The sequence below is a fragment of the Deinococcus aquaedulcis genome (genome assembly GCF_019693445.1).
Classification (GTDB): Bacteria; Deinococcota; Deinococci; order Deinococcales; family Deinococcaceae; genus Deinococcus; species Deinococcus aquaedulcis.
This window is the reverse complement of record NZ_JAHRBL010000003.1, coordinates 247659-260623: the sequence shown is the minus strand read 5'-3', so window position 1 is coordinate 260623 and position 12965 is coordinate 247659. Positions and strand designations below refer to the sequence as shown.

General features: G+C 69.7%; 13 protein-coding genes. 11 read left to right on the top strand and 2 right to left on the bottom strand.

Annotated features, from left to right (window positions below):
• Positions 1 to 48: 48 nt before the first annotated feature.
• The gene (locus KMW22_RS06155) at positions 49 to 2061 is read right to left on the bottom strand and encodes a DNA gyrase subunit B (protein WP_221089146.1); all 2013 of its coding nucleotides are present in this window, start codon (positions 2059 to 2061) and stop codon (positions 49 to 51) included.
• Between the two features lie 898 nt (positions 2062 to 2959).
• Between KMW22_RS06155 and KMW22_RS06150 the strand changes: the two genes are divergently transcribed.
• The 3 genes from KMW22_RS06150 to KMW22_RS06140 all read left to right on the top strand — a co-directional run bounded on the left by KMW22_RS06150 (position 2960) and on the right by KMW22_RS06140 (position 6861).
• A complete protein-coding gene (locus tag KMW22_RS06150) occupies positions 2960 to 4924 on the top strand; it encodes a vWA domain-containing protein (protein WP_221089145.1) in 1965 nt (654 codons plus the stop codon).
• Between the two features lie 28 nt (positions 4925 to 4952).
• On the top strand, positions 4953 to 5435 hold the full coding sequence (locus tag KMW22_RS06145; protein WP_221089144.1) for a hypothetical protein: 483 nt from the start codon (positions 4953 to 4955) through the stop codon (positions 5433 to 5435).
• 115 nt (positions 5436 to 5550) lie between these two features.
• A complete protein-coding gene (locus KMW22_RS06140) occupies positions 5551 to 6861 on the top strand; it encodes a LysM peptidoglycan-binding domain-containing protein (RefSeq protein WP_221089143.1) in 1311 nt (436 codons plus the stop codon).
• A 166-nt stretch (positions 6862 to 7027) separates the two neighbouring features.
• Here the strand turns inward: KMW22_RS06140 and KMW22_RS06135 are convergent, their stop codons facing one another.
• Positions 7028 to 7666: a CatA-like O-acetyltransferase gene (locus tag KMW22_RS06135; RefSeq protein ID WP_221089142.1), complete on the bottom strand. Its 639-nt coding sequence runs from the start codon at positions 7664 to 7666 to the stop codon at positions 7028 to 7030.
• Positions 7667 to 7740: 74 nt separating this feature from the next.
• Here KMW22_RS06135 and KMW22_RS06130 point away from each other — a divergent pair, with 74 nt between their 5' ends.
• From KMW22_RS06130 to lepB, 8 genes are all read left to right on the top strand, one after another.
• Positions 7741 to 8025, top strand: a complete 285-nt coding sequence (locus tag KMW22_RS06130; RefSeq protein WP_221089141.1) for a ribosome-binding factor A — start codon at positions 7741 to 7743, stop codon at positions 8023 to 8025.
• Positions 8022 to 8420, top strand: coding sequence for an acyl-CoA thioesterase (locus KMW22_RS06125; RefSeq protein WP_407928425.1), 399 nt, complete (start codon positions 8022 to 8024; stop codon positions 8418 to 8420). The genes KMW22_RS06130 and KMW22_RS06125 overlap by 4 nt, the downstream gene beginning before the upstream one ends.
• Before the next feature lie 149 nt (positions 8421 to 8569).
• The gene (locus KMW22_RS06120) at positions 8570 to 9046 is read left to right on the top strand and encodes an NUDIX domain-containing protein (RefSeq protein WP_221089139.1); all 477 of its coding nucleotides are present in this window, start codon (positions 8570 to 8572) and stop codon (positions 9044 to 9046) included.
• Between the two features lies 1 nt (position 9047).
• Entirely contained in the window at positions 9048 to 10436 is a 1389-nt protein-coding gene (locus tag KMW22_RS06115; protein ID WP_221089138.1) for a M1 family metallopeptidase, read from the top strand.
• Between the two features lie 203 nt (positions 10437 to 10639).
• Positions 10640 to 11464, top strand: a complete 825-nt coding sequence (locus KMW22_RS06110; protein WP_221089137.1) for a BON domain-containing protein — start codon at positions 10640 to 10642, stop codon at positions 11462 to 11464.
• Between the two features lie 95 nt (positions 11465 to 11559).
• Positions 11560 to 11877, top strand: a complete 318-nt coding sequence (locus tag KMW22_RS06105) for a PadR family transcriptional regulator (protein ID WP_221089136.1) — start codon at positions 11560 to 11562, stop codon at positions 11875 to 11877.
• Positions 11874 to 12212 (top strand): hypothetical protein, encoded by a 339-nt coding sequence (locus tag KMW22_RS06100; RefSeq protein WP_221089135.1) that lies wholly within the window; start codon positions 11874 to 11876, stop codon positions 12210 to 12212. Before KMW22_RS06105 ends, KMW22_RS06100 begins: the two co-directional genes overlap by 4 nt.
• Positions 12209 to 12946, top strand: a complete 738-nt coding sequence (gene lepB, locus KMW22_RS06095) for a signal peptidase I (RefSeq protein WP_221089134.1) — start codon at positions 12209 to 12211, stop codon at positions 12944 to 12946. The genes KMW22_RS06100 and lepB overlap by 4 nt, the downstream gene beginning before the upstream one ends.
• The last annotated feature ends 19 nt before the right edge of the window (positions 12947 to 12965 follow it).

Genomic DNA, 12965 nt, shown 5'->3' with positions numbered 1-12965 from the left:
GAGTGAAGGAGGGCCGTTCCCACAGAACGGCCCTCCTTCGGCACGCGCTTACACGCTGATTTCCGCGAACCTCGCGTTTTCCTGAATAAAGGTCTTGCGCGGAGCGACTTCCGAACCCATCAGGTTCTCGAAGACCTCGTTCGCCACGATCAGGTCCTCGATGCCCACGCGCTTGAGCGCCCGGGTTTCGGGGTTCATGGTGGTGTCCCACAGCTGGTCGGCGTTCATCTCGCCCAGGCCCTTGAAGCGCTGGATCTCGTACTTCTTGCCTTCCTTGCTGGCGCGGGCCACGTGCTCTTTGAGTTCCTCGTTGGTGTAGAGGTACGTGCCCTTCTTCTCGCGGCCCACCATGATGCGGTACAGGGGCGGCTGGGCAATGTACAGGTAGCCGGCCTCCACGATGGGGCGCATGTAGCGGTAGAAGAAGGTGAGCAGCAGCGTGGCGATGTGCCCGCCGTCCATGTCCGCGTCGGTCATGATGATGATCTTGTGGTAGCGCAGGTTGGACAGGTCGAAGTGCATGCGGTCGCCCGTGCCTTCCACCCCGGCCCCAATCGCCCCGATCAGCGCGCGGATTTCAGCGTTTTTCAGGATCTTGTTCAGCTCGGCCTTTTCCACGTTCAGGATCTTGCCGCGCAGGGGCAGGATGGCCTGGAAGCGGCGTTCGCGCCCGCCCTTGGCCGAGCCACCGGCCGAGATCCCTTCCACGATGAACAGCTCAGATTCGCTGGGGTCCTGCGAGGAGCAGTCGGCCAGCTTGCCGGGCAGGTCATCGTTTTCCAGCGGGTTGCTGCGGCGCACGATGTCGCGGGCCTTGCGGGCGGCTTCGCGGGCGCGGGCGGCTTCGGCGGCCTTTTCCACGATGGTCTTGCCGACCTTGGGGTTTTCCTCCAGGAACTCGGCAAACTTCTCGCCCACGATGGCGTTCACGGCGGTCTGCGCTTCGCTGTTCAGCAGCTTGACCTTGGCCTGCGACTCAAACTGCGGATCCTGCACTTCCACGCTGACCACGCAGTAGATGCCTTCCAGCAGGTCGTCGCCGCTGGGCACGGGGTTGCCGCTCTTGATCAGGTTCTTGTCCTTGGCGTACTTGTTCAGAATGCGGGTGTACGCGGTCTTGAATCCGGTCAGCGGCGTGCCGCCGTCGCGGGTGCGGATCATGTTGGCGTAGGTCAGGATGTTGTCGCTGGCGTAGGTGTTGGCGTGAATAAACGCCACTTTCACGTTCACCTCGCTGTGCGTGCCGACCATCACGATGGGCTGGTCGTACAGCAGCTTGGTGTCGTCGGTGACCAGCGCGCGGGCAAAGTTGGCAATGCCGCCCTGCTCAAAGAAGGTCTCTTCCTTGATCTGCCCGGCGTGCAGCTCTTTGCGCTCGTCGCGGATCACGATTTTCAGGCCGGTCAGGTAGGCCAGCTCGCGCAGGCGGTTGCGAATGCGGTCGTAGTTGAACTGGTTCTCGAACTCCTTGAAGATCGTGGGGTCCGGGTGGAACGTCACGCTGGTGGCCCAGGTCACGTCGGCGGGGGTCTCGCCCTCCACGGTCAGGGGCTTGACCAGCAGGCCCTTTTCAAAGCGCACGTTGTGCAGCTTGCCGTGTTTATTGACCGTCACGTCCAGGAAGGTGGACAGCGCGTTCACCACGGTAGAACCCACGCCGTGCAGACCGCCCGACACCTTGTAGGCGCCCTGGCCGAACTTGCCCCCGGCGTGCAGCTCCGAGAAGATCACTTCGATGGCGGGGCGGCCCTTGGAGGCCATGATGTCCACGGGAATGCCGCGCCCGTTGTCGGTGACGGTGGCGGCGCCATTCTCGTGCATGATCACGTGGATCTCAGTGGCAAAGCCGGCCAGACCCTCGTCGATGCCGTTGTCAATGATCTCGGTCAGCAGCTGGTGGTAGCCGTCCACGCCCGTGCCGCCCTGCACGTACATGCCAGGGCGCTTGCGCACGGCGTCCATGCCCTCCAGCACAGAGATGTCGGCGGCGGTGTATTCGGCGCGGGCGCGGGTGCTGCCCTGTTCGGTGGTGTCGGTGCTGGGATCGTCAATCTTGGTCATGTCACTCCTGGGGCGCGGCTCCCGGTGGGGCCAACGCCGGATGGGGAAGAGGAGGGATGGGGCGCGCTGCAGGCGCCTTCCGGGTCTGTCCAGTATACTATCAGAGTTGAAATGGGTCAAATATTTTACGTTCATAACGTAATACTTTGACGTGACACGGGCCGGGCAGAAGGGCGTCACAGCGCGGCTTCTGTCATGTCGGCAGGGACGTGCGTTGGGGTCAGTATGTGGAAGTGGGATGGCTTTGCTTCCTCACCTCAAAAGCGACAGGCGACTTCCATCCAGAGCTCCCCCGCAAATACTGTGGGCCGCCGCGATTAGAGAAACGGCCGGTGGCGTGGGAAGGCGCGGGCCTCGCGTTCGCCCGCTGTCTCGCCCGGCACGGACCTGAGCCGCCGCCTAGGCCATGGCGCGGGCAGGCTTTGCCCCTCCTCGCCAGCGAGTGTGTCTGGGCAGGGAACAAAGGGTCTGAAAGGCAGGAGAATTGACCCGGCGTGTTTTGGCCCTGGGCGTGGACTGGAGAAGGAGGTGAAGCTGGGTTAGGGAAAGCCCCGTCATAAACCTCCCGCAACTCACCCAGATCGGCTCCTGCCGTCCGCCACATGAAGGCTTTCAGGGCCGCCTGGTCCCCAAGCTGGCCGGACGTGCTAACACACTTGCCCAGCACTTGCGCCGCCAGAACGGCCCCCAGCTGAATCTGAACACACCAGCCTTGTCACAAGGTCTCTGCCCTCCCAGAGCACGGCGGGCGAAGGCAGAGAGAAGGCCGCGCCCTCTGGGCACCCGCGTGCACCCGGCGGCGTCACCAGGCCGTGAGTGCCTCGGGGTCCGCCCTTTCATTGCACCGGGCGCAGACGGCGCGGCCCTCTTCCCCCGATCTGGCTACAATGCGCCTCGAATGCGCCGCACCGCTCTCCTCTGTGCCCTGCTGCTGACCAGCGCCGCCGCGCAGGAGGTCACCTGCGCCCTGCCGGAAGGGGGGGCGCTGCCCACCCGCACGCGCGCCGTGTTCGTGCTGGACACCAGCGGCAGCATGCGGGGCATGGGCGACGGCCAGGCCGACATCTTCGAGCGGGTCAAGGCCAGCATCGGCGCTTACGTGCGCCAGCAGCGGCCGGACCGGGTGGACCTGCTGACCTTCGATTCCGGGTTACGCTCGCGGCGCAGCTTTACCCAGCCGGCGGGCACGGCGGCCTGGAACGCGGCCCTGGCGAATCTGAAGGCCGACGGCAAGAACACCTACCTTTACCGCAGCCTGCAGGGCGCCCTGGCCCCGCTGTCGGCGGCCCAGGGCGATGTGACCCAGGTGTTCGTGCTCACCGACGGCATCGACAACGACACGCGCGAGGCGGGCCGCACCGTGACCCCCGAAGCGGCGCTGGCAGCCTTCCGGGAACGGGGTCCGCTGGACCGCCTGACCTACGTGGCCCTGGGCACCGACATTCCGCCCGAGGCCCAGGCCGCCCTGCAGCGCAGCACCTACGCCAGCGGCCTGACCGTGCCGGTGGGTCAGGTACCGGACCTGACGGGCGCGGGTCTGGAAGGGGGGCTGCGGGTGGTCACCGACCCGGCCCAGCTGCCCCCCATCTTCGCCCCCGGTACGCCCCTGACGCTGGGCGTGGGCCCTGACCTGCAGGGCGCGAAGTTGCAGGCCAGCAGCGGGCAGTGGGCGCTGGCACTCCCTGGCCGGGTGCCGCCCGGAACCCCCGCGCTGCTGTGCGCGCCGCCCCCCAGCGGCGCAGGCTGGATCGCGCCGCGCCCGCGTCAGGTGCTGCTGCGCCTGACCCTGCCCGGCGCGGGGCTCACGTGGCTGAACCCCGGCGCCGACCGCGCGCTGCGGGCCGGGGAAGACGTGGTGCTGCGCCTGCGCGCCGCCCCAGGCCTGAATCCGGCGGCGGCGGTGCTGGGCGGCCTGGGATCCGGCGTGCGCGGGGTCGTAGAGGCCCGGCGCGGCGCCCGCGAGTTCGCGGTGCGGCTGACCGGCCTACGCCCACAGCCCGGCGTGACCCTGACCCCCACTCTCACCTTCCCGGGGCTGCCTGCCCTGGCGCTGCCATCTGTGCAGGGGGCTGCCGGGGGCCGGGTGCCGGAGCCGGCGACCCCACCCCCCGCGCCCACGCGCGAGGCGCCGCGTCAGGAGGGGCGCCCGGTATGGCCCGTGCTGCTGACGGCCTTGCTGGGAGGTGGCCTGCTGGCCGCTGGGGTGTTTGTCCGGGGTCGGCGCGCGCCGGTGGCCCCGCCCGCTCCGCGCCCCGCGCCCCCGCCCGCCGTGGAGGGCCTGACCTACCGCGAGGACCGCACCCTGTCGCTGGTCTCGGCGCAGGGGGACGTGACCGGGGTGCCCACGCCGCTGGGCGGGCCCTTTGACCTGGGGCAGCTGTCCAGCGTGCCGCACCTCAGCGGCCTGCGCGCCGAGCAGCACCGCGACGGCCTGCGCATTCTGCGCATTCCCCCGGACCTGGAGGTCAGCCAGGGCGCGCGGCTGGTGAAGGTGGGCGACGTGATTCGCCCCGGCACCCTGCTGGGCGTGGCGGTGGCCCGCCGGGCGCGCGCGCCGCACCCCCCGCTGGGCGAACTGGCCGGGCTGGGCCTGCCGCTGGCGCTGCATGTGGGCGGCCATCAGGTGCGGCTGCGCGGCCCCTACGGCGAACACGCCCTGGGCCTGAGCGCCCCCGTGACCGACCTGGGCCGCGTGCTGCGCGCGCCCGCCCTGGAGGAACTGGCCGTGAGCCTCAGCGGGCGCGACGTGCTGCTGCTGCGCGTGCCCGACCACCTGCAGGTGCGCGCGGCCGGCGAGGCCTCGGCGCTGCGCCCGGGGGCCGCCCTGCCCGCCCACGCGGTCATTGACTTCCTGAAGGGGTAGCGGACAGGCCCCTGATACGCTGGCGGGCATGGACTTCCTGCAGCTCATTCACGGGTACCAGTTCCCCAGTTCCCTGGCGCTGCTCTTCCCGACCCCCTACGCGCTGGCGACGCTGGTGCTGTTTGTCTGGAGCATCGCGCCGGCTGTGAAAACCCGTGTGAGCACCTCCTTTCTGGTCTGGCTGCGCCTCACCTGGGCCCTGACATTGATTCCGGGCGTGACCGGCGTGCTGCTGACCCTGAGCGGCCTCAAGGTGCCCAGCGCCACCGATGTGGGGGGCGGCGCCACCAAGTACGGCTATCCCGCCGACCCCAGCCGCGACTGGGAACACTGGATGTACGCGGGTTTCTGCCTGCTGAGCCTGTACGTGATTGAGGTGCTGGTCAAGGGCCGCATGATTGAGCACCGTGACGGTCTGAAATTCCTGCCACTTGTCACGCTTTTCCTGTACGGCTGCGCCTACATGGTGGGGCGCGTGGCCGTGTTCCCCGGCAGCACCCCGGGCACCTGAGGCTGGGGGAGGGGTACTCCGGGGCCCGGGCGCTGTGGCCCCGCCTCCCTCGGTAAACGGCGGCGTCAGGTTCACTTCACGTCCGGCTGGCAGAACTGTGATGAGGTGTGACCCCATGCGGCGACTGCTTTCCCTGCTTGTGTTGGTGGCCGCCAGTGCGGCCCTGGGGGCCACTGTGCCCACCGTCAAGGTTCAGAAGGGCGACACCCTGTTCCGCATTGCCACGCGCCACGGCCTCAGCGTGGCGCAGCTGCGGGCCTACAACGGCCTAAAAGGCGACACCATCCGTGCCGGGCAGGTGCTGCGGCTGGCTGGGGGACCAGCGCGCCCCGTGGCCGCCCAGCCACGCACCTACACGGTGAAGGCGGGCGATACCCTCAGCCGCATCGCGGCGCGCACGGGGACCAGTGTGGCCGCGCTGCAGGCCGCCAACCGCCTGCGGGGCACCGTCATCGTGGCCGGGCAGCGGCTGGTTGTGCCCGCGCCGGGCACGGCGGTTCGCCCGCCCGCCCCGCGCCCCACCACCGAGGTGCGTACCGTCTACCGCTACGTCTGGGTGGGCGTGCGCGATACGCCGCAGACCCTGGCCGCCCGCTACCGCCTGAGTGTGGACGCCCTGCGGCGCTTAAACGGCATGACCACCGCCCGCGCCATCGTGCCGGGCAAGAAGGTGCTGGTGCCTATGCGCCTACCCGTGCCCATTCCGCCCCGCCCGCAGCGCCCCCCCGTGACCTTCAAGCGCCTGGCGCCATTGAATGTGCCGGTGCAGATCGCCAGCGTGGACCTGCGCTGGCGCCACGTGCTGGTGGCCCCGGTGCTGCCCTCGGGCCGCCTGACTTTCGGCTCGGGGGCGCGGGTCAGCGAACTGGCGCGGCGCAGCGGCGCACGCATGGTGGTCAACGGCTCGTATTTTCATCCGCAGTCCTATGCCCCGGCCGGCGACATCGTGACCCAGGGGCGGCTGCTCACCTGGGGCCGTATTCCCCAGGCCCTGACCATCACGCCGGACAACCGCGCCGCGTTCCGGGTGAGTGCGGTCGCCGCCCTGGGCCGCCCGCTGGACACCACCTGGGCCGGCCTGGAAACGGTGGTGGCGACCGGGCCGCGCATTCTCAGCGGGGGGCGGGTGGTCACACGCTACAGCAGCGTCTTCCGCGACCCCGCCCTGTTTGGCCGCGCCGCCCGCAGCGCCGTGGGCCTGATCGGCAACCGCGACCTCGTGTTCGTCAGCACCCACGCCCGCGTGACCACCACCGAAATGGGCAAGATCATGACCCGCCTGGGCGTGCGCGACGCCCTGCTGCTGGACGGCGGCAGCAGCACCGGCATCGCCTGGAATGGCCGCGCGGTGCTCGACAGCGTGCGCCGGGTCAGCTACGGCATCGGGGTGTTCACCGACTACGCCGGGCGGCGGTACGCGAAATAGGGCAGAGGAGAACAGAACCAGAACTCTGTGGCCCTCAGAGCAACGACCGGTTTGATGCTGCGGTGAGAAAGCGGGGCCTCCTTTTGGGGCTTTTCCTGCCCGCTACACCCCTCGTTCACCTCAGCGCCCTTGAGGACTGGCTGTGCGGCGCCTTGAACCTCCGCCCTCAATCCAACAACCCCGGGTCGTCCAGCAGGGTCTGCACCGCCTCGAAATACGCGCCCACATGGCGGCCGTCCATCAGGGCGTGGTGCACCTGCACCGACAGCGGCATCTGGGTGCGCCCACCCTCCTCGGTAAAGCGGCCAGTGGTCAGGCGCGGAATAGAGTCTGGCGGGCTGAGGTGCATGGCGTGGGTGATGCCAGTAAAGGCCACCCAGGGCAGGCTGGAGAGGTACAGCAGATCGTCCTGCGCAGGGTCCTCGTCTAGGGTGGGCTGGGCGCGCCGGGCGGCCAGGGCCTGGGCCGCGTCCTGCAGAAACCCGGGGGCGCCCCGCTGGTAGGGCAGGGTGCAGAAATGAAACAGCTCGCTGCCGGGCTCGGTATCAATGACCGACGGATGCACGCGCTCGTGTTCCACCACCGTCTCGCCGCGAATGCGCTGGCGAAAGGGCGGCAGTTCATTGGCGGCGCGGGCCAGCACGTAGGCGGTGCTGGCCATGTAGGGCCGCCCGCGCGCCTGCACCCCCGCCCGGAAGCGGGTCACGTCCACTGGGGCCGTCACGCTGAAGTGCGGCTGACTGTGCTGTCGGAAAAACTCGTAGTGGGCCCGCCGGGGCCATGTGGTCAGGTCAATGGTCCGCACGCCCCCAGGCTATCCGCCATGCCGTACCATGCGGGGATGCAGGGCTTGAACAGTCGGTTGGTCTGGGGGGCGGCATGAAGCCGGAGCAGGTGCAGGCACAACTGACGCGGGTGCTGAGTGACGCGATTGCCGGGCTGCGCGATCCCCGCGTGCCCATGATCGTGACCGTGGAGCGCGTGACGGTCACGCCCGATTACGGGCTGGCGCGGGTGTACGTGAGTGCCATGTCCGGCGACATGGACGAGCTGCTTGACGCCCTGCGCGGCGCCCGGGGGCACCTGCAGCGGCAGGTGGCCGAGCACGTACGCATGCGCCGCACGCCCACGCTGGAGTTCCATGCCGCCGGGGACCGTTGGTGAGCCGCACCTTTGTTTCGGTGCTGCGGGTGCGCTACGCCGAAACCGACGCCATGGGGGTGGCGCACCACGCCACCTATCCGGTGTGGTTCGAGGTGGCCCGTACCGACGCCATGCACGCCCTGGGCCTGCCGTACCGCGAGGTGGAAGCGCGCGGCTATTACCTGATGCTCTCGGGTCTGAACGTGGAATACCGCCGCGCCGCCCGCTACGACGACGAACTGCAGATTCACGCGACCCTCAGCGCGGTGCGGTCGCGCACGCTGACCTTCAGCTACGAGGTCCGCCGGGCGGGCGAGCTGCTGGCGACCGGCGAAACCCGCCACATCGCCACCGATCACACCTACCGCCCCGCCCGGCTGCCAGACGACCTGCTCGCGCTGCTGGGGCCCAGCTAAGGGCCTCGTCCCTCCCATGAATCGCAGAAACGTTTCTATTCTCGGGGCAAGGCGCTTTTTTCGCTTCTCGCACTGCGACGCACCTCTTCCGCTCGGTTGATCTCAAGATCAACAGCGAGCGACTGAGGCTGCGCTAGACTGCCTCCCTCATGAGTCACCTGTCCCGTACCCTGCCGGTCAAGCGGGCCGCCCACGTCTACCTCGTTCACGAGGGCAAACTGCTGCTGGTCGAGGAACGCATGGACGACGGCAGCATCTTCTACGGCCTGCCCGGGGGCAAGGCGCTGCCCGGCGAAACCCTGGGCGACGCGGCGGTGCGGCAGGTGCTGGTGGAAACCGGCCTGACCGTCACCGACCTGATGTTTATCAGCCTGCTCGAAGGCGAGCTGCTGACCGGCACCCGCAACGAGTGCTACGCAATTTTCGGCCGCTTTACCGCCACTTTTCACGGCACCCTGGACCCCACCGACCCCGAAGTGGTGGGCGTGAAATGGGTGCCGTTTGATCAGGTGGAGGGGCTGGTGCGCTACGGCCCGCCGCCCGAGGTCGAGGAGCGCAATCCGCTGATCTGGGTGCCTACCCGCGACTTCGTGCAGGGCCAGCCCCGCGCCTATTACCCCATCTAACATGGCGCCGCTCGTGTGGGGCCTGGCGCTGGCGCTGCTGGGCGGCGCGCTGGGCCAGGGGGCACTGGCCCCGGCCGTCCCCACCGCCTGGGGCGACCGCATCTATCCGCAACTGGGTCAGGCCGGGCTGGACGTCACACACTACGACGTGGCGCTGCGGGTGCCGCAGCCCGGCACCCGCACCCTGCAGGCCCAGGTGACCCTGACCGTGCAGGCCACCCGCCCCCTGCCGCTGCTGAGCCTGGATTACCTGGGCCCGGCGGTGCAGGGCGTGACCTGGAACGGGGCGGCGGTGCCCTATGAGCGCGCGGCCGAAAAACTCCTGATTCGCCGCGCCCTGGCCCCTGGCACCCCCGCCCGCGTGACGGTGCGCCTCGCTGGTCCCGCTGGCCGCGTGCCTGACCCCGACCTGCCGGTGGACCTGGGCTGGCAGGCATTGCCGGGGCAGGGCACGCAGCCCGGCGTGAATTTCACCTTCAGCGAGCCGGACGGCACCCGCGCCTTTCTGCCCGTCAACGACCACCCCGGCGATCCCGCTGGCTTCACCCTGCGCGTGACCGTGCCCCGGGGGGTTACCGCCGCCGCCAGTGGTCGGCAGACTGCTGTGCAGGACACGCCCCAGGGCCGCACCTATACCTTCGAGCAGCGCGAGCCAATTCCCACCTACGCCCTGGCCGTTCACATCGGGCCGCTGGAGCGTGTGGACCGCCCGGCGGTGCAGGTGGGGGGCAAGACGGTGGCGCTGCGCGACTATTTCCCGCCCGGTACTCCGCCGAACATCCGCGCGCCCTACGAGCGCACCGGCGAGATTCTGCGCCTTCTGGGCGAGTGGTTCGGCCCCTACCCATTTGCCACCTACGGCTCGGCGGTGGTCACGCCGCCCCTGCCGGCGCTGGAAACGGCCACGCTGTCCACCATGCCGGTGACCTCCAGCCACGTGCGCGTGATCGTGCATGAGGCCGCGCACCAGTGGTTTGGCAACAGTGTGCCCCTGGGCGACTGGAGCGATACGTGGCTGAACGAGGGTTTTGCCACCTACGCCGAACTGCTCTGGGCACAGGCCCAGGGAGAAGAGGAGGGCCGCGCCGTGCTGCAGCGCTGGCGCGACAGTGTGGAAAACTGGCCCACTCGCCCGCTGGTGGCCCGCACGCCTGCCGAGCTGTTTGACCGCAGCGCCTATGTGCGCGGCGCCCTGGCCCTGCATGCCCTACGGGGCGCCGTGGGTGACGGCCTGTTCCGCGCCTTCCTGCAGACCTACGCCCGCACCCGCGCCGCCCGGCCCACCCGCACCGCCGACCTGCTGGCCCTGGCCCGCACCGAACTGGGCCCCCGTGCCGAGGGCGTGCTGCGCACCTGGGTCGAGTCGCCGTCGTTGCCGCCGCTGCCCTGATAGCGGCGGCCAGTTCCACCCTGGGGCCAAAAAGCGGCCCCCCAATTCCACTTCAACCGCTGTCACGCCGTTCGCCCCAGAGCCGTTGAGGGTAAAACCCAGGGTAGCTCTGGGTTCTGCCCTGAGCCCACAGCCAGGGGCGGTCTTGACCCAAGCTGAAGAAAAGGGGAGGGCCACAGAAGCAGCGGTGTACGCTGGCCCCCATGTGGCCTTTTGGAAAGAGCACGGCGGAGCGCGTGAAAGACGCGCTGAACGAGCAGCCTCGCCTGCAAGGTCTGGGTCTGCAGGTGCAGGAACGCGGCGGCGAGGTCAAGGTGAGCGGGATGGTGCCCCATGACCGCTACCTGGGCCTGATCCGGGTGGTGGCGGGCGGCATCAACGGCGTGAAAACCGTGGACGTGAGCGGCGTGACCTTCGAGCAGGCCAGCGCGCCCCAGCCCCAGTCGGCCCCCGCTGCGGCCCCGGCCCCCCAGGCCCAGACCGCCGAGGCCCCGCTGCCCGAACTGCAGCCGGACCTGGCCCCCACCACCGGCAACATGAACGCCCGCGCGGGCACGCCGGCCGCGCCGCTGGAGCCCATGCCCCAGAGCGGCGGCCAGGATGACGACGCAGACATGGAAGACAACAGCCGCATCGCCAAGGCCGTGCATCAGGCGCTGCGGAGCAACGGCGAACTGGCCGATGACCCTATTGACGTGCTGCAGAGTGGCAAGAGCATCATCCTGCGCGGCGTGGTGGACAACGACCACGAGCAGCGCCTTGCAGAAAAGCTGGCGCGCGCGGTGGACGGCGTGGCGGGCGTGGACATCAGCGGCCTGCGCGTCGCGGCCGGTGCCAAGCAGCTGGCCAAGGAAAAGGACCAGGACACAGGCGACACCGTCTACACCGTCAAGGCGGGCGACTCCCTCTCGGAGATTGCCCAGAAATATTACGGTGACGCGATGCAATACAAGAAAATTGCCCACTACAACAACATCAGCAACCCGGACCTGATTCAGCCGGGGCAGAAGCTGCGCATTCCGGGCTGAGGCGCGGGGCGGGCAAGTGGGGGCATCTGGGGCGACCGGGTGCCCCCACCCATTTGCGCTTGCTTATCAGATGCCGATATCAGACACTGATACCTATGGATCTCAACCTCTTCAAGGGGAATCTGGACCTGATTCTGCTGAGCGTGCTGGAGCGGGAAAGTGGCTACGGCCTGGACCTCGCTAAGCGGGTGGAGGCCCTGACCCAGGGCCGCATCACCCTGAACGTGGGCAGCCTGTACCCCGCCCTGCACCGCCTGGAACGGGCTGGTTTTTTGCAGACGGCAGAAACCACCCTGGCCCGGGGCGGCCCCCCCGTGCGCACCTACGCGCTGACGGCAGCGGGGCGCGCCGAGCTGCAGCGCCGCCGCGAGAGCTACGCCGCCTTTGACCGCGCCCTGCGGAGCCTGTGGTGAGTGCCGCTCCCTGCCCGCCGGCCGCGCGGCGGTACCTGCGCCGCCTGACCTTGCTGCTGCCGCCCCAGGTGCGGCCCCGCGTGGTGGCCGAGGTGCACGCCCACCTGCATGGCCTGGCCCACGACGCCCAGGTGCGCGGGCTGCCCGAAGCGCAGGCCTGGGCCCACGCGCTGCAACAGGCGGGGCCGGTGTGGCCGGCGGCGCTGCGGCTGGCCGGGGTGTACCTGGGGCGGCCCCTGCGGGCAGCGGTGCTGGTGGGCGCGGCCCTGGGCGGCGCGGCGTATGCCGTGCAGGGTAGCCTCGCGGCGCCGCTGCACGTCTCGGGGCAGCCATGACGCGCCTGTGGGCGGCGCGGCTCTGGGCCACCCTGCGCGAGTGGGGGCAGCCGGTGCTGTTTGCGCTGGTGGTCACCCAGTTTGGGGCCTCGGCGGTGCAGGTGGACGGCGCCAGCATGCTGCCCGCCCTGCGCCACGGCGAATGGCTGGCGGTGGAAAAGGCCGGCGGCTGGGTGCACCGGCTGGGAGTGGGGGGCTACGCCCGGGGCGATATCGTGGTGTTCAAGCCCCCACGCGGCGCCGAAGCCGCCTGGAGCCAGATGTACCGGGGCATGCCGCTGCCCTGGCGCTACCGGCCCTTTCTGGTCAAGCGGGTGATTGGCCTGCCGGGGGACCGGGTCAGCCTGCGGGGCGGCGTGGTAAGGGTGAACGGCCGGGTGCTGCCCGAGGTAGCCCGCACCTTCTGGGCCGCGTATTGCCTGGATACCCTCGGGCCTCAGGCCAATGGCGTGGCCCCGTGGCCGGCGGCGGCACCCCAGCCGGAAGTCACGGTGCCGCCGGGGCACTACTACCTGCTGGGCGACAATCGCTCGCCCGGGGGGAGCCTGGACAGCCGCCTGTTTGGACCCGTGCCAGTGGGCGATATCGCGGGGCGGGCCCTGGCCCGCGTGTGGCCGCTGCAGCGCCCGGCCCAGGCCACACCCCCCTGCGACGGCGAACCCCACCCCGAGGACCGGGTGCGCCTGAGCGGCGCGGCGGAGTTCAGTCCCCGTTGGCTGCTCGGCGGCCCCTGAGCGCCGCACCTCACGTCCG

Bases quoted from the DNA above. Each gene is read 5' to 3' on its own strand.
- KMW22_RS06140 (WP_221089143.1), top strand. From the start codon at position 5,551: ATGCGGCGACTGCTTTCCCTGCTTGTGTTGGTGGCCGCCAGTGCGGCC.
- KMW22_RS06155 (WP_221089146.1), bottom strand. From the start codon at position 2,061: ATGACCAAGATTGACGATCCCAGCACCGACACCACCGAACAGGGCAGC.
- KMW22_RS06105 (WP_221089136.1), top strand. From the start codon at position 11,560: ATGGATCTCAACCTCTTCAAGGGGAATCTGGACCTGATTCTGCTGAGC.
- lepB (WP_221089134.1), top strand. From the start codon at position 12,209: ATGACGCGCCTGTGGGCGGCGCGGCTCTGGGCCACCCTGCGCGAGTGG.
- KMW22_RS06120 (WP_221089139.1), top strand. From the start codon at position 8,570: ATGAGTCACCTGTCCCGTACCCTGCCGGTCAAGCGGGCCGCCCACGTC.
- KMW22_RS06150 (WP_221089145.1), top strand. From the start codon at position 2,960: ATGCGCCGCACCGCTCTCCTCTGTGCCCTGCTGCTGACCAGCGCCGCC.
- KMW22_RS06145 (WP_221089144.1), top strand. From the start codon at position 4,953: ATGGACTTCCTGCAGCTCATTCACGGGTACCAGTTCCCCAGTTCCCTG.
- KMW22_RS06130 (WP_221089141.1), top strand. From the start codon at position 7,741: ATGAAGCCGGAGCAGGTGCAGGCACAACTGACGCGGGTGCTGAGTGAC.
- KMW22_RS06110 (WP_221089137.1), top strand. From the start codon at position 10,640: ATGTGGCCTTTTGGAAAGAGCACGGCGGAGCGCGTGAAAGACGCGCTG.
- KMW22_RS06115 (WP_221089138.1), top strand. From the start codon at position 9,048: ATGGCGCCGCTCGTGTGGGGCCTGGCGCTGGCGCTGCTGGGCGGCGCG.